Raw genomic sequence first — 22,346 nt, 5'->3', positions numbered from 1 at the left:
GGCCCGCCTGCCAGCCTCACGAACCGGGGAGGCTCAGAAGGAATCCTCCGTCTGGCCCGCGAAGCGGCCGGCGTAGCTCTCGATGCCCTGCAGCTTCTGGAACACGAACTGGCAGATCGCGGTGCCGGGATGCACGGCGAGCGGAGCGGGACCGAAGTTGCTCATCTCCAGCACCTGCTGGCTGTCGATCCCCGGCCCCATGAAGGGGGCGCTGATGTGCACCATCAGGCCCAGCCGCGCGAAACGGCTGCGGCCCTCGAGCCAGCCGCAGAGGCCGGGGCCCAGGCGCAGCCGCTCCTGGGTGATGCCGAGCACCGTCTCGCCCGGCATGATCAGGATGTGCTCGCCATGGGGCACCACGATCTTCTCGGTGAGCGTCCGGTAGTCGGTGTGCTCACGCACCTCGATCACCTCGTGCACCTTGCGGAACACGCGAAAGGTGGGGGCGAGGGTGAGGTCGAGCGAGGCGGGGCCCAGCCGCTCGGGAACGAAGGGCGTGACCCCGATCGCGCCCGCTTCGATCGCCTGCAGGATCGCCTCTCTGCCGAGAACGGACATGTCTTTGGCTGGGCACAGGCGAGCGTGGATTGTCTCAGGCGATCGGCCGGGGCCCAGCGTCCAGGTCGTCGATGGACTGCTCCAGCAGATCGCGGCCGCTGTCGTACACGACCCGCGGCGCCGGCCGGCCAGCCTCGGTGGCGCCCAGTCGGCGGGCGACGGCACGGCGGCGCTTCAGCTGGGGATCGGCGTGGCGGGCCGCCTCGGCCCAGGCCTGGCGGCGCCGATTGCGGGCGGCGATGGCACGGTTGCGCCAGTGCTGCAGCGGCAGGCGGGCCAGGGGCAGGAGCAGCAGCAACAGGGCGTAGCCGATGGCGAATCGGGCCAGCCAAGCCACGGGGGGCAGCCAGGCGGGCGTGATCGCCAGCAGCCACGGCGAGAGCACCAGCAGGGCCCCGACGATGAGGCCATAGGCGACCCGTTGCCCGCGTCCCGCCCGACTGAAGCGAAAGGCCCGTTCGCGCAGCGGCGGCACCGGCCCATCAACGCGGGAAGCGCGGGCGGGCAGGGAGGGGAAGCCATAGATCAGGTCCCCGTCCTCACTCACCTCGGGGCGGCCGTCGAAGCGCAGCAGCACCGGCAGCATGGCGGCATCGGCGAGGTCACGGCGGCGGTCGGGATCGGAGGGGCAGTCGGGCAGATCGAGCAGCGGGGCGAGGTCCTCGGCGATCACCACGCCACCGCGCTTGCGCAGGAAGGCGCCGATGCGGCGCCAGCGCTGCGGCTCGAGGCGGGCATTGGGATCGCCATCGCCGAACAGGATCGAGAACACGGCGCTGAGGAAGCCCAGGGCGGCCGGATCGGCGCCCTCGCCGGGCAGGTCCCAGAGCAGGCTCCACAGCTGCTGCGGCGTGACGGAGGAGGAGCCCTCGCGGGCCGGGGCCCGGAGGCCTGAGACGATCAGATCCAGGATGGTGAGGGGCACCTGGGCCAGCCCCTGCAGCAACGCCAGGCCGGCATCGTCGCCATCGTCGCTGTTGAACAGCCGCACGATCAGCAGCACCAGCAGGATGAGCACCACCAGGGTGGTGACCAGCACCAGCACCAGGCCGAAGCTGAGCCGGATCAGGCGGGCGGCCAGGCGCAGCGCCGCCTGCAGCCGGGCCTGCAGGCGCCTGCGGCCGCTGAGGGCCAGCAGCCGCATCCGCAGCGCGGGAGGGAAGACGAACAGCAGGGTGCCGTCCTCGGCCACCTGCAGATGACCGGACACTTCTGCCACCAGGGCCAGCAGCCCCGGCTCCACCTCCTGCAGGGACAGGCCGGTGCCGGCGGCCGCCTCGCCGACGCTGCAGCGGCGCCCGCGGTTGCCGATCCAGTCGAGCAGGGAGGCCTCAACCGGCATGCAGCCCCTCCGCCGCCAGCTGCCGCAGGGCCAGCCGGTCGGTCTTGCCCACGGGGGTGAGGGGCAGCTCAGGCAGCACGCGGATCTCCTCCGGCGCCTTGTAGCCGACGCGGGCCCGGGCAAAGGCGATCAGTGCGGCTTCGCTGGGGGCGGGCTGATCGGGGCGGAGGGTGACGTAGGCCCGCACGTTCTCGCCGTGCACCGGGTCCTGGATGCCGATCACCCCCACCAGATCCACGGCCGGATGCTCAGAGAGCGCCTCCTCCACCTCCTGGGGGCAGATGTTGGAGCTGTCGTGGACGATGATCTGCTTGCGACGGCCGCAGAACCAGAAGGTGCCGTCGGCGTCGATGCGCATCTCATCGCCGGTGTCCAGCCAGCCCTGCCGGATGGTGTCGGCGGTGGCTTCGGGGTTGTCCCAGTAGCCCAGCATCCGGGAGGGGGCCTGGATCCAGAGGCGTCCCTGCTCGCCCGGGGCCACCTCGTTGCCGTCCTCGTCGCGCAGGCTGGCGCTGAACCCCGGGCAGAGCCGGCCGACGGAGCCGATCCGGTTCGGGCCCGACGGGGGCGCCAGGGTGGCGTAGCCGATCTCACTCATGCCGAAGCATTCGTCGATCCCGAAGCCGGCGGCCCGGCGGAACTCCTCCTGCAGCTGATGGGGCACCTTGTCGCCGCCGCTGATGCAGAGCCGCACCGAGCCCAGATCGGGCGGCTGGAGCTGGTCATCCCGCAGCAGCTCGAACAGGGCGGCGGGCAGCATCAGCAGCACCGAGGGCCGGTGGCGCCGCAGCAGGGTTTCCACGGTGGCCGCATCGATGCGGCTGGCGATCGCCGCGGAGGCGCCGGCGGCCAGGGCCGCCAGGACAAGGCCGCAGGAGGCGAGGTGGGCCAGGGAGCTGCCGGCCAGCACCTCCTCGCCGGCCCGCAGTTCGACGGCCTGGATCAGGGAGGTGAGCACGGCGGCGAAGCTGGCGCGGCTGTGGGTCACACCCTTGGGCCGGCCGGTGCTGCCGGAGGTGAAAAAGAGGAAGCAGGGATCGTCCGCCGCCAGGTCAGGCCAGGGCGGGGCCTCATCGCCGGCGGGTGCCGCGGCCAGCAGGGGCTCGAAACCGGTGGGATCGTCGATGCGGTGGCAGCCCAGGGGCAGCCCGCCCGCCACGGCGCTGGCCTGCACATCGGCCAGCCGCTCGCCGTGGAACACCAGGGCCGCGGCGCCGCTCACCGTCAGCGCATGGTCGATCTCCGGGGACACATAGCGGTAGTTGAGCGGGGTGAGCACCAGGCCGCTGCGCAGGCCGGCCAGGTAGTGGACGACCAGCTCCACCCGGTTGGGGATCAGGGACGCGACCCGGTCGCCCCGCCGCAGCCCCAGCCGCTGGTAGACCCGGGCCAGCTGCTCCGCCTGTCGATCGAGCTCGGCCCAGCCGATGCTGTGGTCCAGATCCTGCAGCGCCGCTGCCGCCGGGTCGCGCCCCAGGCCGGCCTCCAGGAGGCGGTCCAGGTCGATCGGTGGGGCCAGGGGCGGGCCGTGGTGGGGCATGGAATGCCGTAAGCCCGCCCACTCTGGCAGCGGTTTAGGGACGCGCCGCGGCTGCGGGGAGAGAGGTGGGGAGCATTCGTGGGCCAGGAGATCGCCGGGGCTTCTCCTCCACCAGTGCCGCCCCCGTCACAGCACAGCGAGGATGCCCCCGCCCCCTCCGCCACCTACGAGCGCCTGCGGCAGTTCATCGCCGAGCGGATGTGCATGAGCCCCATCTACCGACCGTTGATGCTCATCGAGCTGCTCAGGCGCCGTAGCCCGGCCCTAAAACTCAAGGCTGCCGATCACCTCTTCAATCGAGCAGCCCAGTTGGCTGGCCACGTCCTTGAGGATCTGCCGCAAGGTGCCGACCCTCAGGGGCTTGTGGGCAGGAATGGTGAGGTGCTGCTGCTGGCCGTCAGAGCTTCGGCTCAGCCGCATGTGACTACCTGTTTGACGGGTCAGCACGTAGCCATGGCGCCGCAGGCGTTCGGCCAGAAGCTGGCCGTTGACGTCCCGCGGAATCCTCACAGGGCCAGCAGTTCCTGCCTCACGTGATGGAGGCGGATCAGGGGTGGCGCCTGGCCGGGATCGAAGTGGCAGACAACGGCGTCGCGAATCTCCCTGTGGAGGTTCTCAAGCGTGTCGGCCTCGGTGTGGATCGCCGCGGCAGCTGCGCTGGCCCGGAAGGAACCATCCTCCGCCTCCTCGACCACGAAAAGGATTTCCTGCATGGCGCCCTCCAGTGGCACCAGTCTTGCAGTGGTGGGCAGGATGTTGCCCCTGTCTGGGCAAAGGGTCTGGGGCGGCACAGCCACACCCCCTGAGCCGGGTGGGCTGCAGCCGCATCACGCCCACACCAGAAGGGGACCCAGCAGGGGCGATGGCCTGACGGGCCGCCCAAAACCAGACCTGGCCCGGTCGCCCGGGAGCCGCCAGCTTCAAGCCATGCCCCCGCCGCCCTGCGACACCTCCGAGCGCCTGCGGCACACGATCGCCGAGAGGAGGCCCAGGAGCTCTGTGGTCAGATACCTGTTCGGCGCGGAGGTGACTGACGCTCAATGCCTCACAACCAATGCCTTCCGACTCAGCTCGATGAGGACATGGGTTTCAAACAGCCGGTTCAGCTCCGGCAGAACACGAAGCAGCAGGGCGGTGAGTTCCTGGTTCCCAATGTTGCCCGTGGCCACAAGCAGAAGCCTGGCGGGAGTGCCGCGCAAGAGATGACTACGGACGAAATCCGCATCCTTACTGAAGACAACTCTCCCATCGCTGTCGGCAATGGAGGAAATCATGCTGTCGGCGCTGCGATTTCCATCAGGTAGATCAAGGGTGTGCAGGACGTCGCAACCCAATTGCTCCAGCGGCCGAACGAGAGATCGTGGCAGCTGGGCATCCAGCAGGATCCTCATGCAGAAAGGAGATCAACCCGCTGAATTCGGGAAAGCTGGGTTGCGTACTCAAGCACTGCCGTGATGTCTTCAGCCTCGAGATCTGGATAATCGGCAAGAATGTCAGCCGCACTCATCCCAGCTGACAACAGTTCGAGCACCATCTCCACGGGATAACGCAAGCCGCGGATGGTTGGTTTTCCATGGCAGATCTCAGGGTTGATGGTGATGCGCCCAAGCTGGTCTGTCATGACGGTTTCCTGGCTTCCCCAGCCTAAGGGGGACGGCAGATCACGACCGTGAGCTGGTTGTGGCGCTGACATGGGGATCTTTTGGGCCTCTCCCTCACCAGTGCCACCCCCGTCACACCCGCCAGGATTCCCCCAAGCCCCCCGCCCCCTCCGCCACCTACGAGCGCCTGCGCGAGACCATCGCCAAGCGCATGCGCATGAGCCCCATCGACCAACCGCTGATGCTCATGGAGCTGCTCGCCCGCCGCAGCCCCGCCCCAACGCAGGTCGTGGTCCGCCGGATCCTGGGAAGCGCATGGTGGGCAGGGTTCCCCTTCAACGGCATCACCGCCTATGGCGATGGCCACGACAGCCTGATCGGCGGCGACGAGCTGAGCGATGGCGAGCGCGACGGGCTGCTGGAGCTCTGCCGCCAGCGCCTCGATGCCTTCCGCGAGCAGCGCGGCGAAGAGGTGTTTGCCCACCGCAGCCGCCACCGCAGCCCGATCAGCGGCTCGGTGAAATCATGACGACTCCGACGCCATCGCCAACCTGCAGGCGCACTGCTTCTGCGGTGCACACGCCAGCAACGGGCACCGCGAAGCATGCTGTGTGTTCTGCGCGCTGGAGCTCATCACCGGGCGGATGGTTGGGATCGCTGAGCACGTCCGAAACTCAATGCTTGGCCGTAGCCAGCGAACGGACGGCGATCAGATCCTGATCACCAATCTCTCGGAGGCTGCTGCTTGAAAGCGTCAAAAGCGATTGGGTGCGTCCCGATGCGGCGACAAACTCAACCTCGACATTTTCAGGATCGTGAATAGCGACGACAGCACCGAGATCGCCCAACTGCAGACCAGCATCAGGTATGTCGTGGGTAAGAGCAACTGTCTGGTGCAAGACGAACATGACTGACTCCGGAAATGCGGTGACGAGCCTTGGCTGGCTGGAATGATCGGGGATCATCCAGACCGTTAGGAATGGTCTGGATGCTTCGTTGGGGCCTTTCAACGTAGCACTGATGACTACTTTCATCCCATAGGTGCTCATCTCGATCCGCTTAACCGACCCAGTCTGCCCATGGCGGAGCAGATCATCACGAAGCCGTGTCCAGGATTCAACGGTGTAGCCGAGTGAACGAAAGACCCTGGCCTTGAAGCGACCAACTGGATGCGTGTCTGAGAGCAGGTCGTCGCAGATCTTGGCTTCGTCAACGATCGCGTGGTCTGCATGGGGGAGCATTCGTGGGCCAGGGTGATCGCCGGGGCTTCTGCTCCACCAGTGCCACCCCCCGTCTCACCCAAGCCAGGATGCCCCCATGCCTCCGCCCCCGCGCAGGACGTGGCTCGCCGGATCCTGGCAAGCGCATGGTGGGCCGGGTTCACCTTCAACGGCATCACCGCCTATGGCGATGGCCACGACAGGCTGATCGGCCGCGACGCGTTGAGCGATGGCGAGCGCGAGGCGCTGCTGGAGCTCTGCCGCCAGCGCCTCGATGCCTTCCACAGCCTCTCACCAAGGCGGTGAAGCGTCATCAGAGGTTCGAGGCACCAACTGGATCTCCACATCGCAGCCAAGCACATCGGCGTAGCGACGGAGAGTGGACAGTGCGGGCAGGTGCTTGCGGGATCCCTCGAGCCGACTGATGGCGCTGCGCGTGGTGCCCATCCGCACGGCGACCTCCTCCTGGGTGAGACCGGCCCGCTGGCGTGCCTCGAGGAGCTGCCGGAGCAGACGGAATTCCACGGCAGCCTCCTGCCGCGCTTCGCTGTAGCCCGGCACCTGATCGAGCCGGGCGCGTTCGGCGCCGCGATTGCGGATGACCGATTGATAGGGGATGTCAGCCATGGCGTTTGACGTTCCTGAGGCGTTCGCGAGCGATGAGGAGCTCACGCCTGGGTGTTTTCTGGGTCTTCTTCACGAAGGCATGGAGCACGGTGATCACCCGCCCACTGCAGAAGCAATAGAAAGCCCGCCCGGTACCGGAGCGGCTCATCGGCCTGAGTTCGAACAGGCCGCCGCCCATGGCCTTGGAGTGAGGAGGCCCGAGCTGGGGACCGTGATCTTCGAGGAGGTCGAGCAGCTCGTCGCATCGCGCCAGCAGATCCACGGGCCAGTCCTCGATGTCCTCGCGAACACGAGCGTTGTAGTACTCAACCCGAAACGACCCCTCCATGTTAGCGCGCGTGCTACGTGCCCACGGGGCGGACCCGCTGATGGGCTCTGGGCGCCAGGTCGTTGTGGGGTGAAGGAGAGCGCGCGAGCGCCACGGCAGCAAGGCTTCTCCTTTGCCAGTGCCACCCCCCGTCTCACCCCAGCCAGGATCCCCCCATGCCCCCGCCCCCCTCCGCCACCTACGAACGCCTGCGCGAGTTCATCGCCGAGCGCATGCGCCACATCTATCAGCTACTGATGCTGATGGAACTGCTCGGCCGCCGCAACCCGGCCCTGGCGCACAACGTGACCCGCCGGATCCTGGGAAGCGCATGGTGGGGCCGGGTGCACCTTCAACGGCATCACCGCCTATGGCGATGGCCACGACAGGCTGATCGGCCGCGACGCGTTGAGCGATGGCGAGCGCGACGCGCTGCGGGAGCTCTGCCGCCAGCGCCTCGATACCTTCCGCGAGCAGCGCGGCGAGAAGGTGTTTGCCCACCGCAGCCGCCACCGCAGCACTAGCACCAGCGCGCCTTGGAGGGCGACCACATCATCCCCAAAAGCCAGGGCGGCTCCGACGCCATCAGCAACCTGCAGGCCCTCTGCTTCCGCTGCAACGCCGGCAAGCGCAACGGCTGTTTGCCTACGCAATAGGGCGCACCGACTTCCACGGTGTGCAGGCCAGCTACGGCCACCGCGAAGCGGGCTGTGTGTTCTGCGCGCTGGAGGGCAGCGGCCGGGTGCTGCCGGAGAACGAGGGGCACAGCCTGGTGATGCCGCGTCGTCATGGGGCCGACGGGCTGGAGCTGCACCAGCCGGAGTGGAACGCCGTGGTGGAGCTGCTGAAGCTGCGGCGGGATCAGCTGCGTGCCCAGGACGCGTCGATCAGCGGCTGGGCTGGTTTGCTCAAAGCAAGAGGGGGGCTGAACTCAGGCGAGGCGACGGGTCAGACGGTGTTTCATGCCCACTGGCATCTGATCCCGAAGCGGGAGGGGGATTTCGAGGAGGCGCGTGGTGGGGTGCGGGGGGTAATCCCGTCGAGACGGGCCTACTGAAGACAGCCAGCCTCACCTCGGCTACAAAGACGCAAGTACTGGTCGGATCCGTGCCCTCCTACTGGTGGCTGAACCAAAAGCAGACCTACCGGCAGGAAACCGACGGCGGCTACATCTGGTGGCCAAAGGCCAATGCCAACAGCGCCCTCAACGTGACCTACGACATCCTCAGCCGCTGCAAGCGGGAGGATGCGATGTTCAGCTACGCGAACGGCAGAATCAGCCAGCTCGGCCTGGTGGAAACGGCGTCGATCACGGCAGCCAAACCGCCGGTGTTCGGCTCAGCTGGGGAGAACTGGAGCCAGGAGGGCTGACTGGTACGCCTGAACTGGCAGCCCCTCCAGACCTGAGCATTCGGGGATGCCGATGAAAGAGGGTCACAGAAAGGCTGACCATGGTGAAGATTGGCATCGCGACCGCCAAAGATGTATTGTCGGCTACAAAGGTTCCTTCGTGGATCGCGGGCAAGCATGGCGAGCAGATACTGGGCTTGTCCACTGGAATAGCTTCACCTTTTGACGCATGCGGCATTGAGGCCTGCTCCTGGTTGTCCGAAGAGACGTTCTTCTGTTGGGCACTCAGCAAATTGAATCAGGAGGTCCTGCATGGGGGCCTGAGTAGATAGGCTTGCATCAACAGCATTCGGGTCCTTGCCTCAGGCAACCGGCGCCAGCAGCCCATTCCTGAACATGGTGACCATGCAGCTGGAGCTCATGCTCCAGACGGAAGCCGGTGGGATCGATGCTGCCGGAGATCAGATCAAGTCTGCCTTCCCCGGGCTCACCGCAGATCAGGAAGCGCTGATCGACGAAGCGCTCGCTGGCCTCCGAAGGCGTGAGGCGGGCCTTGTGCGGCTCTTTCCGGTTCCGGTCATCAGCAGCCGCAGACAGAGCCGATGGTATCTGGGGGCCAGAGACAACGCCAGCCCTAACTGGTACGCATATCGGGATCATCTCCTCAGCAAGGGATGGGGTGAGGCGGCCGTCTCCTCCATTGATGAGGCCTCCACAAGAATCACCAACGAGCTGCTCTGCCCAAATTCAGGAGTTGAGGGAAGGTTTCAAGGTCTTGTGCTCGGCTATGTACAGAGCGGCAAGACAGCAAGCATGGCGGCAACCATCGCCAAAGCTGCAGACAGCGGTTACAGGATGGTCATCATCTTGGCGGGACTGACGAACATTCTGCGTCAGCAGACGCAGCGACGGATCGAAACCGACGTCGTGATGCACAACCCCGAACGCTGGTGGGTTGGGACCACGGAGGGTCAGGATTTCAGGCTGGAAGACGGGATCAAACTTCCCACTCTGGAGCGGGGGAAGTGCGCCCTTCTGGTGGTCAAAAAGAATGCAGCAGTGCTCAGGCGGCTGAAGAGAGCCATGAGCAGGTTGTCGGCACTGGAACGAAAAAGCATTCCTACTCTGATCATTGATGACGAGTGTGACCAGGCCAGCATCAATACATCAGCCTATAGAAGTGCCGTCTCACGCATCAATGGTCTGATCAGGGACATTTGTGATCAGCTCCCAAGAGTCACCTATGTCGGCTATACGGCAACTCCGTACGCAAACATCCTGATGGCAGAGACCTCGGTGGACGGGAGCAGAGATCTCTATCCCAGTGAATTCATCGTTTCGCTGGCTGAGCCAGAAGGGTATTTCGGCGTGAGAAGGCTCTTCGCTGATGAGCAGGGAGCCGACCTTGAAGCCGAGCTTCCATTCATCCGCAGGGTGCCGGATGACGACGCCACCTTTCTACAGCCTGTCTCGAGAACCAATCGTGATCTATTCACTCCTGCCCTCACGCCAAGCCTGAAGGCAGCCTGCGACTACTTTCTGCTTGCCCTCGCAGCAAGAGCACATCGCGGGCAAGAGGACCATCACTGCTGCATGCTCATCCATACCACCATTTACGCCGGCTGCCATCGGCGACTGCGAAACCTTGTTCACAACGAATGGCTCGCTGCTGTTCTGCAAGACCTGCGATCAGGAAATGCACAGCGTATTGAGGAACTCCGGGCGCTTTGGCAGCGCGAATCCAGCTCACTGGAAGGCAGGAGGAGAGCCGAACTCGACTGCCCCGCTGAGGCGGAAGACTTTCAGCAGCTAAGCCCCCTTCTCCTCGCAGCAGCTGAATCGATCACCCTCACCGTTGAGAACTCTGAATCGGAGCTCTCCGAGCGCCTTGATTTTACATCTGATCGACCACTCCATACCATTGTGATCGGTGGCAACGTCCTCGCTAGAGGCCTGACCATCGAGGGCTTGGTCTGCAGTTTCTTCATCCGCACCACCAACCAGTACGACACACTGATGCAAATGGGGCGATGGTTCGGCTATCGCCGAGGCTATGAGGATCTGCCGCGGATCTGGATGACCCGAGAGCTTGACAACGCCTTCCGTGACCTTGTGCAAGTCGAAGAACTGATCCGCGCTGAGATCTCAGAGATCACGCGGAAAGGCTGGACACCTGCTGACATGGCCATCCGCGTGCCGCAGATTGCAAGCCTCAGCATCACGGCCAGAAATAAGCTTGTAATGGAAAGTTTAGAACAATGCGATATCAGCTACTATGGAACCCATGAACAGACGATAGGATTTCCTGTCAGCAATGAGTTTCATGCCAGCAACTGGGAAGCTGGAGCCCTTCTGCTGAAGGAAGCTGTCCAGCACAGCGGCAGAGACCCAGAAAGGAAAGGAAGTTCTCTTCTCATCCCTAAGGTCAATCATCGCGCTGTTGTTCGTTTCTTGAGGACCTACAGGCTTGAGAAGGAGAGCATGCAGGGCATCAGCGACTTCGTTGAATCTGAGCTGGATTCAGCCGAGGAATGCATGGAAACTTGGAATGTCGCAGTGATCGGGGCCAGTGGCGGTCGCAGCATCAGCTTCGGCGAGGTGAATGGCATCACGCTTCTCAACCGCTCCAAGATCAATCCTGCCTTCCATTCTCCCTTCGGTGGCTCAATCAATCAGGAACTCCGCTCGCGCATCTATCTGAAAGCTCTGATGGGGGTATCGGATGTACTTGTGGATGTGAACCGGGAGGCCTATCGGGCCTGGCTGGGGGGTCTTTCGGATCCCGGCTTCAGCACGGACAAGGACTCCTGGGATTCTGTGAAGCGTTACCGGGAGGAGGCGCTGGGTAAACGCCCCCTGCTGCTGCTCTATCCAATTGATCGAGAATCTCAGCCAAGAGGCTGGGATCCAGAAAAGCCCCTTGACCAACAGAGTCGACTGCCTCTTCTAGCAGGCCTCGAAAGCCCCGAGATGCTCGCTCATCACATCCTCGGCATGGGCATCGTGTTCCCAAATGTCTCGCGAGCCACAGCACGCCACTTCATCAGAGTGAAGCTGGAACGCCCTGCGGAGGGCGAGGAGTTCGATGAGGCAGAGATTCTTTCACTAGAGACTGACGATGAGGGCCATCCATGATCGATAAGATGCTGCAGATCTGGGCCCAGATCGAACGGCTCGGACCAAGTCCTTCCGGTCTCGATGCCATGCCGCTCGATGTGGAGGGTCTACGCTCCGGCGATGCACTTCTCTGTCTCGGGGATGGAGGCACACGGGGCATCCTGCTCCGCAATCCCGGAGGTCGTGCTCCGTTGCCCAATCCTGGATGCGGGAGGCTTCAAATCTCTCGCCAGCAATTCCAGAATGGTCAAGGCAATGCAGAAACCTACATACGCATTGACTGCCTTGAGTCTGACCTGAAGGAGCCTTTCGGATTTCTGGCCAACCGGGTCGTCGATCACCTCGCGGGAGGGGCGACGCCATCGCGCGCCTGCATGGATGCGGTGCTTGACTTTCGCCGGCTGCTCTCCCGCAGCGGGGGGCCACTGCCTTCGCAGGAGGAGATTCTGGGCCTCACAGGAGAGCTGCTACTCATCGATCGCCTGACTCGCCACCGGCCTGAGCTGTGGAAGGGCTGGAACGGTCCTATGGGATCCGCCTGTGACTACTCCTGGGGAACGATTGACATCGAAGCGAAGGCCTCCCATCTTGCAGGGGAGCCACGTCTAACAGTGAACGGACTCGATCAGCTGGAACCTGCCGAAGGCCATTCGCTGTATCTCTGCCACTCCATCATGAGTGCAAATCCGATCGGCACGGTCAGTGTTCCGGAGCTTGTCCATTCCATTCTGTCCGTCATCCAGGAGCAGGAAGAGTTTTCTGAGCGCCTCTCTCATGCTGGCTATCTTGAGGAACAGAAGGATCTCTGGCTTGAACATCGATTCACGCTCCATGAGATGTCGATGTATACTGTCACTGATGGTTTCCCCCGTATCCGTAAATCCGATTTTGCGGAAGGCTGCCTGCCACCAGGCATTGCGAAACTCAGATTCGATGTGCTGCTTGGGAACGCCGCTCACCTCAGGATGAGTGAAGAGGATCTGAGCCGCACGATCATGGCCATGGAGTGAAAAGATGTTTCCGATCCATCTCCACAGTGAGCCATACAGCCGGGATGGCAATCTTGCCGCTGACGGAGCTATCCGGCTGCTCGGTCAGCCGGCGCTGTCTCCTCTGGAACTGGTGATCCGAGAGGCCCTCCAGAACAGCTGGGATGCGTCTCTCGGCTGTGAACAGGCCCCGATTTTCCGCATCAGGATAAGGGTTCTCGACAGCGATCATCTTGAGGCAATGCGGGCTTTCTTCTCCGAACTCCCGCCCCAGGACGCCGGTGAACCGATTGCGGGGCGTATCAAACGATTTCTCGATTCGCCCGAGCCACTCGTGATGGAGATCAGCGATGAACGTACCAAGGGTCTTGGTGGACCGATCTCTGCTGCAGAGGCAGTGCAGGAGGGGGAGGTAGCAGACTTTGTGAACTTCGTACGTAATATCGGCAGTCCCCGCGACATGGTTCTGGGAGGTGGTACCTACGGGTTCGGCAAGTCTTCGCTGTTCAGGATCAGCGGCTGCAGCACGGTCGTCATTCACTCGCTCACAGGAACTGCCCAAGCGCCGGAAAATCGGCTGATCGCCAAGGCACTAGGCATGGCCTTCGACCATGACGGCAAACGCTATACAGGCCGCCACTGGTGGGGTGTTCACTGCAACGGAGACCAAGGAAGGGAATCCGTTGACCCTGTGACAGGCGAAGAGGGCTCTCGGATCGCACAGTCTCTCGGGATGTACGGACGGCACACTCCTGAGCAGCGTGGGACAACGCTGATGATTCTCGATCCTGAACTGCAGGATCTTCGTGACGACAACGGACGTACCGAGTTAATCGGGCTGGGGCAGAAAAAGCGCTTGATGGCAAGAATTCAGGAGATTCTTCTCTGGCATTGCTGGCCGAAGTTCACCGCTCGCGAGGATGGATCCGTCCCGATGACATGTCGGCTGTCAATCCTGGGGGAGGAGGCCGAGCTCCCTGACCCCTCGACAATTCAGCCTCTCTGGCTTCTAACACAGGCCCTTCAGCATGCGAGAAGCCAGACCGACGAAGTTTTCTGTGAACGTCCGAGGCAACGCATCGGTTTCTTCGGACAGTGTCAAGCGTCTCTTCAGCTCCATGCTGATGACCGGTACCGGATTCACCTTGGGGATGATTCCCTGATTCCCGAGAAGCTCTGCCATATGGCGCTGCTTCGACCGGCTGAGCTAGTTGTACGGTACCAGGTTGGCTCGCTGAATGAAGCTGATCAGACCCAGTGGGGAGCCGTCTATATCTGTGATCGAGGCCCTGACAACGTTGTTGAGCAGGCTTACGCCAGGTCCGAGCCACCTGCTCATGACGACTGGGAACCGAAGGCCGATCAGTCGCTGACTTCACACCAGCGCAGATTCGTCAATGTCGGACTGACGCGCATCAAGGAGCGTGTGAAAAAGCTCTCCGGATCGGACGTCGCCCGCGCCCTGCGGGTCAGGGAGAGGGACCAGGAGTCACTTGCCGCTCTCGCCGGGGAACTCGGACGCTCCCTCATCGGCACCGGGCCAGGGGGATCGGCCGGCCCCGCCCCTGCTCCAAGAGGCGGACCGAGTCGGCGCCGCCCTCTGAAGCTGTCATCCCCTGCACCGCTCGGAACCGAGCTCAGGGATGAAGTTCCCGTCGCAACATTCTGTGTTCGCCTCACCGGAGACAGCACGGAAACAGCCCTCATCAGCTTCATTCCCTGGGTGCAGAGTGATGCAAGGGAGCGGGAAGCCGTTGCGCCGAACGGCAGAGCACCCGAGATCTTGGGGATCACCGTCGATGGTGAGGGCCTTGAGATCGCGGATGGCTCCATTCGATGTGAACCATCTTCCAAGGGTGTCGAGATTCTCGTCTCTCTCAGCGTTCCCGACTATGTGGCGGTGGGGCTGACCGCTGAACTGATCGAAGGAGATCAGCGATGAGCAGAACAGCGTTTCCCTATCCGACACTCTTCCCCTTGGTCCGGCAACCTGGACAGTGGCAGGCCTTGATTGATGGCACCCTCAGGGATTTCCGTGATGGATCAGGAAGCTGGGATTACCAGTCCGAGCTGCAGATCACCTGCCGGCTTGGGTGGCAGCCACAGGAACTCTTTGCCAAAGCGGGCCTTGCACCACTTTTCGAAGGTGCTCGAGTCGCCCTCATTGTGTCGACCGGCTCGACCCTTCAGACCGGCCGCCGATTCGTGGCATTGGATCAGCCTGTCAGAGACATCCCATCGGATCCTGCCGAACTGAGGTACAGCCTCACATCGGCTCATCTCTGCAGCAGGATCAACGCAACCCTGCTGATCTACAGCGGTGGCGGAAGCATCGCAGGTCTTCAGGTTCGCCTCGGCAGTGTTCTCTATCGTGAAGATGCTGTTCTCTCTCTGGAGGGAGACCTTGCCAGCTTTCCAGTTCGCGCCATCAGTTTTTCCGAGAGCAGCCTCGGCGATGGACTGTGGCTGGTTGCTTTTTCGGCTGAAAGCCCTGCCGATCCACTTCTTTCCTCCGTCACACTTCTGCTGAACAGTGACCGAACGGAATTCATCCAGCGCCTCAACGCCGAGGAGGATGGCCTGCTCCGCTGGATTATCCGGGCCGACGTCATGGCCAGTGTGCTCAGCTCCTGCCTCCTCGTCGACGAGCTGGGCTATGACCCCCAGGAGGAGTATCCGGAGGCTTCCCTTGGGAGCGTCGTAAGCGCGTGGCTGAGAAGCCTCGGCATTGAAGGCACGCCTGCCACTCAGGCTCTGCGGGAGCAGGCAAGCAAGGAACCCGGAGTCCTTCGCCAACGCTGCCAGGCCATCTCAGCCGGAGGGTCGGAGGGAGCATGAGCATACTGATTCCCCAGCTGCCGGACAGTGCTGCCCTGCCGATCATGGCCGAAATGGCACTCTGCTCAGATCCTTCCACCCTTGAGCCGATAGGGGAGCTGAAGAATTCTCAGGCCTACGTGATGGCCACTGGTGGCTTCCCTGTTGAAGAGCCTGCGCTGAAACAGCTTCGCAACCTCATCGTTTCAGCTGCCCGTCAGCAAGGATTCCCGGAAAGGCGTCCGCGCAGCTTCCTTGAGTTCGAATTTCAGGTGGCCGAGATTCTTGGCGGATGGGAACCCCTCTGGATCGATGGAGTGCCCAGCGGTGAATCCCTGCGGAATGCCTGCTGGACATTCCTTACCGTGGTTGTGCTTCCGGATGTCGCTATTTGGCGCTGGCCTCCATCGGCTGTTGCGGAATCCGACAAGGCATGGAAGGGCCGTGTTCTGGGCGGGGGACGCAATGCTTTTCAACGAATCCATCGCCGCGTGCTCAGCCTGGATCGAGGACCATCCCATCCGGATCGCTGGGGTCTTATCCGCGAGCTGAAGGAGGACGATTTCAGCAACATCCTCGAGAGGCCTAGCCTTGGAAGCAATCCCCACGTCGCTGTGTGCCTGGCTGAGGAGTACCTCGCCATGCGGGAGCGGCTCAGCAGCAGCAGCGCGGAGATCCAGACCCGCGTCTATCGTGAGGCCACCAAGGATCTCCGTGCCTACGGAGTTGTGCAGCCGCTCGATCTTCTTCCACCTGAGGAACTGGGTGCCCTTATCCGCAGGACATTCCTGCGACGTGAGGAGATGTACGTTTCAGCTCGTTCTGCTCAATCCGTGCCTGCTGGGCAGGAACCCAGCGACCAAAACGATCCCGGAAGGGGAGAGTCCTTACCTTCGGCGACCTCTGACTCCTCTAACTCTCAATCAGAAACTCCAGAGCTTTCAGAAGCACCTGCATCAGAACCTCCGGGTCTTCTAAGGAGGCTGTTCGGCGGTGCCTGAGCAGAACAATGCCGCGACAGATCAGATTTCTGTTTCACCGGTGCGAAGCCGCAACATGGCGGCGATCAAGGGGCGGAACACGACACCGGAGTTGACGGTTCGGAAGATGCTGCACCGACTTGGATACCGCTTTCGCCTGCATCGCCGTGATCTTCCAGGTACTCCGGACATAGTCTTGTCAAAATACAGGACCGTGATTTTCGTTCACGGGTGCTTTTGGCATCGCCATCCTGGATGCAAATTCACCACAAACCCAAAAACTCGAAGGGAGTTCTGGCAATCCAAGTTCTTGCGCAATGCGGAACGCGACCTCTTGCACCTTCGAAACCTTAGGGAGCTAAGATGGACAGTGGTGACTATTTGGGAATGCGAGACAAGAAATCCCCAAGCATTAGAATCAGAGCTCCTAAAGCACTTCGCATACGACCCCCAATCGCCCTTGCCAAGCCAACACACAGGAACAACGCCAAGTGCGCTCAAAGAGATTCATATCAATGGTGTCATGACGCCAATCAGCACTTAGCCTCCACGAGCCAAGAGTCCATCATGGCAAACCCAACTTGGATCGGCCTTCGGACACTTCACACCATATTGAAACTCCGGATCTCTTGACATGGTCAGGCCATCGGGCTTTAATTCCAACCAGCCTCTTTCTCACCCATGATGTTTACTCCGGGCACATGGAATATCAGCCACATCAGCAGACTTGCCGGAGCTCAAGAGCTTGTTTTACAGCCCGACTACCAGCGGTTCTATATATGGTCTAATGCAACAGAGCAAGCCTTGATTGATAGCATTCTACGAGACTACCCAATACCTCCAATTTGGCTTTGGTGCCACCAAAATAGCCAAGGAAGGGACATTTGGGAGGTTATTGATGGCCAGCAACGGCTAACATGCATTAAACGATTCAAGGACAATGTGTTTGCTTTTCGTGGAGCAGGCCTACGGAGTACCGATATTCACCACGCGGCATCAGGCTGCTACTGCACCGACGCGCCTCTTGGATCTGACGCATCAGTACTACCTAGAGAAATGTCCGAGCGATTCTGGAATTATAGACTTAACTATATCGAGGTAAGAACTGAAGACAGAGACCTCATCATCGACATATTTCGGCGACTCAACAAGTCATCAACAAATCTAAATCCACAAGAGTTATTGAACGCATTCTACAATGGTGAATTCAAAACCATGGTCTACGACAAAACAGCTGCTCTTCAAGACGATCAGTTTTGGGGATCTCGAGCATTCAGAAAACAGGCCACAGACAGGATGGGGGCCCAACAATTCACTTCAGAACTATTTGTAGCTCTCATCACGGGACAATCACAGAACAAAAGCGAGAAAGTAGAGGACCACTACAGGAATTATGAATCGTCTTACCCCGATAAGCCCTCTCATGAAAGAAGGTTTGACAATGCCTTAAGCATGATCAAACGCTTACTCCCAGGCCAAAGCCGATTTACCAGTAATCTTTCTGACTTCTATACTTTGTTTCTGTTTATCACCATTCTCCAAGAAGATCGGAAGATCAGATTGGATGAAAGAAATGTGATGACCATACGTTCAACACTTGAAGAATTTGAAGAAAAGCTAGTAGAGTCAAACGATGACAGCATGCCTGTAGCGGGGAGAATTTTTGAGGAATACCGGAGAACAATTGTTGGCGCCCAAAAGGAAAAGGAGATTAGGGAGGCACGATTCAGAATAATCTCGAACCTAGTTCTCCCAGGGCTAGAATATGTCGACACAGATCGAGTTCGGATTTTTTCCTATGAGCAAAAGCTCTATATTTGGAACAAATCGATAGACAAGATTTGCGGAATATGCGACGGCATCGTTGACAGCTATGATGACTACGAACCTGATCATATACTACCTTGGTCAATGGGTGGCATGACAACCATAATGAATGGGAGAGTTGCCCATCAACGATGCAATAGAAGCCGTGGAAATGACGCTTGACAGACGGCAGGCACAGCCAAGAAGGGCATTCACAGCCGACGGCAAGATACAACAGAATGAGTTCATTTTAGGAGCAAACCATTCAATCCACTTTACTTACCTATCTACGAGGATCGCACCAATTGAATGATTGCAAATTCCAGCCAATGGGCATTGCAGCTTAGATTCATCCCTACCACCATCACACAGAGGTTCGGGCTTACACCAAGTTTCTGCAACCGTTACTGCAGCTCGATAGATGCGACCATCGAGATCCCCCCCCAGCATGAGACCGAGGTGAAGCTCCCGTAACTGCCTCGACCCACTGTCTGCAAGCTGCTCAACCCCCATGACCCGCCCAACCATGCGGCCAAGGCCGACACTGCATGAACGATCTGCCGTGATGCCAACCATCGCTAAGCATTGACGTATGCGGTCGCGCCCGAGGCCCTCAAGATCTCGTCTTACCCACTCCCTCCAAGGAAGATGCTCACGTAATTCGATAGCTACCTGATGAAGAAGGCTCTCGATCTTTTCCAGCTGAAGGCTGCGGAAGGTCCTCCGCCTGCTGGGTTCAGGATCAGAAAGAAATGCCTCATGGTCTGGCCAACGGCTCAGCAGTCTCTTCCAGAAAACCTGCTGTTGTGCTGCCTTCATAGACGTCACGACCAGCTCTCCGAGAAACACGCGCCATGCACGTAAATCCTCTGGAATCTCCACACCGTTCTCTCGTTGCTTTGCCCATGGAAGCTGAGATCCCCCTCCTTCGTTGCTGTACCAAGCCAGAAGAGCATTACGGATGTCTTCCGGTTGGAGCCAGGCACATGAAGTGTTTGTCTTTTCTACAGCCCTGAGAAGTGCCTTACCTAAAGCTAGGCCCACCAAAGGGGCAACCGCTTCCCCCACTTGGTGAAACCGGTTGGAGGGTGTGCCGTGAAAAGGGAAGCCATCCGGAAAGGACTGGACTCTTGCCGCCTCACGGATGGAGAGCGTACGGTTCTGCGATGGGTGAATGTACCAGTAGCCATCTTTCGACATATGCGCCGTGATAGTGATGCACGGCTCATCAAAACTGAGGATGTTGTACTTGTTGCCGAAGCTGTGCTCCTTACCACTCTCCTTCTGAATCCGGCCCTCTCGCTGGGCCCGGCTGGTGACCTGATAACGCCGATGCTCGTCCTCCAGCTGGTGATACTTCTTGCCGGTGGTTCGCATCAACTGAAAGGTCGTTTTGTCGTCCTCCCGCACTTTTCTAGTGATGTGATCATACAACAGTTTCTCTTCCACTGGTAACCAGTCGCGCATCAGCCTCTGATATGCGGTGGAAGGGCCTTTGTAATGCTCTCGCTCCTGCCACTCTTCCCACCAGTCCCCCTCAAGGGGAGGCAGATCACTGATGGCATCCATCAATGAGGGCGCTGAATCCTGATCAGAGTATTTAGGTTCGGGCCACTGCATGGGTGAGCTGTAGCCGATGCGGGTCCCGGCGATGAACAGCCGGGGCCGAAGCTGCGGCACGCCGTACTCCCAGGCATAGACGATCCGAGCATGGACGCGATAGTCGGACGCTTCAGCACGGCTCACCACACTTCTGAAGATCTCCTGGTCGCCCGTCAAGGCGATGTCGGGAACGTTCTCCATCAGGAAGGCCCTTGGGCGAACGTCCTCCACCACGGTCATGAAGGATTCCCAGAGTTCCCGCCGACTGCTGTTGAGCTCCCAGTGCTGTCCGGCCACATCCTCATCGTGCTTGCGCCAGCGGATGTTCCGGGAGAAAGGCTGACATGGTGGTCCTCCGGCTACCAGTGCGATGTCTCCGCAGCGGTTGAGCTGAAGAATGATCCTCTGGAGCTCTTCCGGATCACTCAGATCACCCTTGTGGGAGCATCCCCCGAAGTGGTGGCGGTGGGTGGCGATCGAATCCGGCCGGATGTCGGCTCCCAGGATCACCTCGAATCCGGCGCGATGCAAGCCGAGGCTCAGCCCTCCGGCACCGCAGAACAGGTCCACCGCAAGTGGTCTGTTGCCGTTCAGCTTGCGCACATGCGCAGGAAGTGCGTCCAGCTCACAGGCCTCGGGATGCGCCTCCAGCCTCTGCTCAGGGCCCTTCAGCGCCTTCAGGCGGTGAGGATCAGCCTGCACAACAGTTGATTTCGCCATCATGCACTGCCGGAAGTGGGGACGGAATCAGGAGACACCAGCCGCTCAATCTCTCCCTCATCCAGCAGATCGAGACAGATTGAACCGCCAAGAGCGTTGAGGCTCCTCACACCGGCTCTCACCTGTTGATCCGGCAGATCGGCAAGCCTGCGGGTGAGAACGCGGTTCACATGGGGAAGGAGACCGTATTCGCGGTCACTGAGACCAAGATGAAGCTCTTGGCTGCTGAAGAGCCTCCGGACGAGATCATAATCGTTGCCACCTGTGCCTATCAAACGATCGGCCGCAAAGAAGAGGCGAGCAAAGGTATTGCGGCCATGACCATTGATCGAGGCCGTGCCCAGAAAACGCACGGCGGGCACCGGCCTTCGGCCGTTCCCGAGCACAAAGCCCTCTTCGGGATCAGCAGGCACTGAACCCCTCCATCGGAGCCAGACCAGCTCGGGGTAGTGCACCACGGTGAGCCAGTGCCAGATGCGCATGTCCGTTCGAAGGGCTTCACCCATACCGCGGAGAGTGCGGTGAAGGGGTTCGACCAGGAAGGCATCGAGCGCCGACTCCTTCACACCTGAGGTGATCGCCTGCCGGACAACCTGATCCAACCGGCTCAGGTCCACCTTTCTGGAAAGGTCGCTCACGGGCAACTCGCCTGACTTTCGCAGGGCCTCGACCAAGCCCTGCTCGCTGACGGGGCACTGCAGCCTCTGAAGAAAGCTGTTCATGCCACGTCCACCCCCACAACGGGTGCGATTTCAGCGCCTGTGCCGGAAGGGTCAATCTCGAGTGGGAGATGGGCCCCCTCCGCCATCGACTCGGCCAGCCTGACCAGCCTGGTCTCCTGCTGGATCAGCGCAGGCAACCTCAGCATGAGGGCCGTGAAGCCCCCAGGGCGCCTGAGTTCATGGACAAGCTGCGGGAGCGCGGCATGGGGTTCAAGATCCACTCCGGCCAGCCCTGCCGCAAACAGTGCCAGCAGTCGCCTCTGCCAGCTGCCCAGCTGATCTATGGCCTCCTCGGGCGTGGCACAAAGATCCGCTGAGGCGATGGTCTCGAGCTCGTGGAGTGCTGTGGAAACCAGCACGGGCCAGACAGTGGCACAGACGGAGCTGAAGAGCGCATCGCGCAGGAGGGCTCCGCCGTTCCGTCGACGCGAGCGACTCATGAGCAGCCTTCGCAGTGGAGAGCTCACGGCCGCGTTCAGTTCGATCGTGGGTGGTTCACCGGGGAGGATCCGGAACAGCTGCTGGCTGTTTCCGGAAGGGAACGATTCCCAGCGCAGGTGGAACAGGGGTTCTGCGGAACGTGGACGACCGGAGAACCGAACGGTGTGAATTCTGCTGCGGCCGAGGATCTGCCCCCTTCTGCAGCCGAAACCGTCCACCGCTGCCTGAGGCTCACGGGTCCGCACGAGCAGGGCCTCGGCGCGGATCTCCTCACCATCGAGCAGCGCTGTGTAGGCAGTATCCGCAAACCACAGACCCAGGCCATCGGATTCCAGGGAGATCACCATGCGTCGACCGGTGGAGCGACTGATCAGCCTGCAGAGAAACTGCGCGGGTGGATCATCCTGTTCGTGAGGCAGGAAGCACTCTTCCCAGCCCCAAGGGGGGGTGAGCAGGACCTCCAGTCGCACATCACTGAGATCACCACGGAATCGGAACGTGACAGCATTGCTGACCTCCTGAATAACCTCTTCAGCGATGCTCTCAGGAGCTGTGACGCGGAAGGCCCCATCGAGATCAACAGTTCGCCAAGGAAGGAATTCCATTG

Annotated in this window: 25 protein-coding genes; 12 read left to right on the top strand and 13 right to left on the bottom strand. The window is 61.0% G+C overall.

Annotated features, from left to right (window positions below):
- Window positions 1-33: 33 nt before the first annotated feature.
- The 7 genes from dcd to KUG39_RS15470 all read right to left on the bottom strand — a co-directional run bounded on the left by dcd (window position 34) and on the right by KUG39_RS15470 (window position 5,061).
- Window positions 34-558, bottom strand: a complete 525-nt coding sequence (gene dcd / locus KUG39_RS15500) for a dCTP deaminase (protein ID WP_094584946.1) — start codon at window positions 556-558, stop codon at window positions 34-36.
- A 34-nt stretch (window positions 559-592) separates the two neighbouring features.
- Window positions 593-1,900 (bottom strand): hypothetical protein, encoded by a 1,308-nt coding sequence (locus KUG39_RS15495; RefSeq protein ID WP_216916339.1) that lies wholly within the window; start codon window positions 1,898-1,900, stop codon window positions 593-595.
- Window positions 1,890-3,440, bottom strand: a complete 1,551-nt coding sequence (locus KUG39_RS15490) for a class I adenylate-forming enzyme family protein (protein ID WP_216916337.1) — start codon at window positions 3,438-3,440, stop codon at window positions 1,890-1,892. Before KUG39_RS15490 ends, KUG39_RS15495 begins: the two co-directional genes overlap by 11 nt.
- Window positions 3,441-3,704: 264 nt before the next feature.
- Window positions 3,705-3,950, bottom strand: coding sequence for a type II toxin-antitoxin system HicA family toxin (locus tag KUG39_RS15485; protein WP_190611541.1), 246 nt, complete (start codon window positions 3,948-3,950; stop codon window positions 3,705-3,707).
- Entirely contained in the window at window positions 3,947-4,153 is a 207-nt protein-coding gene (locus tag KUG39_RS15480; protein WP_216916335.1) for a 2-oxoisovalerate dehydrogenase, read from the bottom strand. Before KUG39_RS15480 ends, KUG39_RS15485 begins: the two co-directional genes overlap by 4 nt.
- Window positions 4,154-4,477: 324 nt before the next feature.
- A complete protein-coding gene (locus KUG39_RS15475) occupies window positions 4,478-4,831 on the bottom strand; it encodes a DUF5615 family PIN-like protein (protein WP_216916333.1) in 354 nt (117 codons plus the stop codon).
- A complete protein-coding gene (locus KUG39_RS15470; RefSeq protein ID WP_216916331.1) occupies window positions 4,828-5,061 on the bottom strand; it encodes a DUF433 domain-containing protein in 234 nt (77 codons plus the stop codon). Before KUG39_RS15470 ends, KUG39_RS15475 begins: the two co-directional genes overlap by 4 nt.
- 197 nt (window positions 5,062-5,258) lie before the next feature.
- Between KUG39_RS15470 and KUG39_RS15465 the strand changes: the two genes are divergently transcribed.
- A complete protein-coding gene (locus KUG39_RS15465; protein WP_216916328.1) occupies window positions 5,259-5,570 on the top strand; it encodes a hypothetical protein in 312 nt (103 codons plus the stop codon).
- A gap of 145 nt (window positions 5,571-5,715) precedes the next feature.
- Here the strand turns inward: KUG39_RS15465 and KUG39_RS17390 are convergent, their stop codons facing one another.
- Window positions 5,716-6,282, bottom strand: a complete 567-nt coding sequence (locus KUG39_RS17390; RefSeq protein ID WP_286193247.1) for a DUF4926 domain-containing protein — start codon at window positions 6,280-6,282, stop codon at window positions 5,716-5,718.
- Between the two features lie 99 nt (window positions 6,283-6,381).
- On the opposite strand from KUG39_RS17390, the gene KUG39_RS15450 reads away from it, so the two are divergent.
- A complete protein-coding gene (locus KUG39_RS15450) occupies window positions 6,382-6,567 on the top strand; it encodes a hypothetical protein (protein WP_216916326.1) in 186 nt (61 codons plus the stop codon).
- Here KUG39_RS15450 and KUG39_RS15445 read toward each other — a convergent pair.
- Both KUG39_RS15445 and KUG39_RS15440 read right to left on the bottom strand, forming a co-directional pair.
- On the bottom strand, window positions 6,553-6,888 hold the full coding sequence (locus KUG39_RS15445) for a helix-turn-helix transcriptional regulator (protein ID WP_216916324.1): 336 nt from the start codon (window positions 6,886-6,888) through the stop codon (window positions 6,553-6,555). The genes KUG39_RS15450 and KUG39_RS15445 overlap by 15 nt on opposite strands.
- On the bottom strand, window positions 6,881-7,216 hold the full coding sequence (locus tag KUG39_RS15440; RefSeq protein ID WP_216916321.1) for a type II toxin-antitoxin system RelE/ParE family toxin: 336 nt from the start codon (window positions 7,214-7,216) through the stop codon (window positions 6,881-6,883). Before KUG39_RS15440 ends, KUG39_RS15445 begins: the two co-directional genes overlap by 8 nt.
- Before the next feature lie 515 nt (window positions 7,217-7,731).
- On the opposite strand from KUG39_RS15440, the gene KUG39_RS15435 reads away from it, so the two are divergent.
- From KUG39_RS15435 to KUG39_RS15390, 10 genes are all read left to right on the top strand, one after another.
- A complete protein-coding gene (locus KUG39_RS15435; protein WP_216916319.1) occupies window positions 7,732-7,851 on the top strand; it encodes an HNH endonuclease in 120 nt (39 codons plus the stop codon).
- Window positions 7,852-7,871: 20 nt separating this feature from the next.
- Complete coding sequence (locus tag KUG39_RS15430) at window positions 7,872-8,252, top strand: HIT family protein (RefSeq protein ID WP_216916316.1); 381 nt, start codon at window positions 7,872-7,874, stop codon at window positions 8,250-8,252.
- A gap of 50 nt (window positions 8,253-8,302) precedes the next feature.
- A complete protein-coding gene (locus KUG39_RS15425; RefSeq protein WP_216916314.1) occupies window positions 8,303-8,566 on the top strand; it encodes a hypothetical protein in 264 nt (87 codons plus the stop codon).
- Between the two features lie 384 nt (window positions 8,567-8,950).
- Window positions 8,951-11,680 (top strand): Z1 domain-containing protein, encoded by a 2,730-nt coding sequence (locus tag KUG39_RS15420; RefSeq protein WP_216916312.1) that lies wholly within the window; start codon window positions 8,951-8,953, stop codon window positions 11,678-11,680.
- Entirely contained in the window at window positions 11,677-12,672 is a 996-nt protein-coding gene (locus KUG39_RS15415) for a PD-(D/E)XK motif protein (protein WP_216918362.1), read from the top strand. Before KUG39_RS15420 ends, KUG39_RS15415 begins: the two co-directional genes overlap by 4 nt.
- Window positions 12,673-12,676: 4 nt before the next feature.
- The gene (locus KUG39_RS15410) at window positions 12,677-14,593 is read left to right on the top strand and encodes a hypothetical protein (RefSeq protein ID WP_216916308.1); all 1,917 of its coding nucleotides are present in this window, start codon (window positions 12,677-12,679) and stop codon (window positions 14,591-14,593) included.
- On the top strand, window positions 14,590-15,489 hold the full coding sequence (locus KUG39_RS15405) for a hypothetical protein (RefSeq protein ID WP_216918360.1): 900 nt from the start codon (window positions 14,590-14,592) through the stop codon (window positions 15,487-15,489). Before KUG39_RS15410 ends, KUG39_RS15405 begins: the two co-directional genes overlap by 4 nt.
- On the top strand, window positions 15,486-16,469 hold the full coding sequence (locus KUG39_RS15400; RefSeq protein WP_216916302.1) for a DUF6339 family protein: 984 nt from the start codon (window positions 15,486-15,488) through the stop codon (window positions 16,467-16,469). The genes KUG39_RS15405 and KUG39_RS15400 overlap by 4 nt, the downstream gene beginning before the upstream one ends.
- Complete coding sequence (locus KUG39_RS15395; RefSeq protein WP_353617405.1) at window positions 16,462-16,992, top strand: very short patch repair endonuclease; 531 nt, start codon at window positions 16,462-16,464, stop codon at window positions 16,990-16,992. The genes KUG39_RS15400 and KUG39_RS15395 overlap by 8 nt, the downstream gene beginning before the upstream one ends.
- 137 nt (window positions 16,993-17,129) lie before the next feature.
- Window positions 17,130-18,437, top strand: a complete 1,308-nt coding sequence (locus KUG39_RS15390) for a GmrSD restriction endonuclease domain-containing protein (RefSeq protein WP_353617404.1) — start codon at window positions 17,130-17,132, stop codon at window positions 18,435-18,437.
- A gap of 96 nt (window positions 18,438-18,533) precedes the next feature.
- On the opposite strand, the gene KUG39_RS15385 is transcribed toward KUG39_RS15390, so the two are convergent.
- Genes KUG39_RS15385 through KUG39_RS15375 form a run of 3 tightly spaced genes read right to left on the bottom strand, consistent with a single transcriptional unit; the run spans window position 18,534 to window position 22,344 of the window.
- Window positions 18,534-20,576 carry a DNA cytosine methyltransferase gene (locus KUG39_RS15385; protein WP_216916297.1) on the bottom strand — a complete coding sequence of 681 codons (2,043 nt, stop codon included), beginning with the start codon at window positions 20,574-20,576 and terminating at the stop codon, window positions 18,534-18,536.
- On the bottom strand, window positions 20,576-21,298 hold the full coding sequence (locus tag KUG39_RS15380; protein WP_216916295.1) for a DUF6339 family protein: 723 nt from the start codon (window positions 21,296-21,298) through the stop codon (window positions 20,576-20,578). The genes KUG39_RS15385 and KUG39_RS15380 overlap by 1 nt, the downstream gene beginning before the upstream one ends.
- Window positions 21,295-22,344: a hypothetical protein gene (locus tag KUG39_RS15375; protein WP_216916293.1), complete on the bottom strand. Its 1,050-nt coding sequence runs from the start codon at window positions 22,342-22,344 to the stop codon at window positions 21,295-21,297. The genes KUG39_RS15380 and KUG39_RS15375 overlap by 4 nt, the downstream gene beginning before the upstream one ends.
- Window positions 22,345-22,346 lie beyond the last annotated feature (2 nt).

It is taken from the genome of Synechococcus sp. CCAP 1479/10 (genome assembly GCF_019038515.1).
GTDB lineage: Bacteria > Cyanobacteriota > Cyanobacteriia > PCC-6307 > Cyanobiaceae > Cyanobium.
The sequence above is the reverse complement of the archived record's forward strand: the minus strand, read 5'-3'. Positions and strand labels throughout refer to the sequence as shown.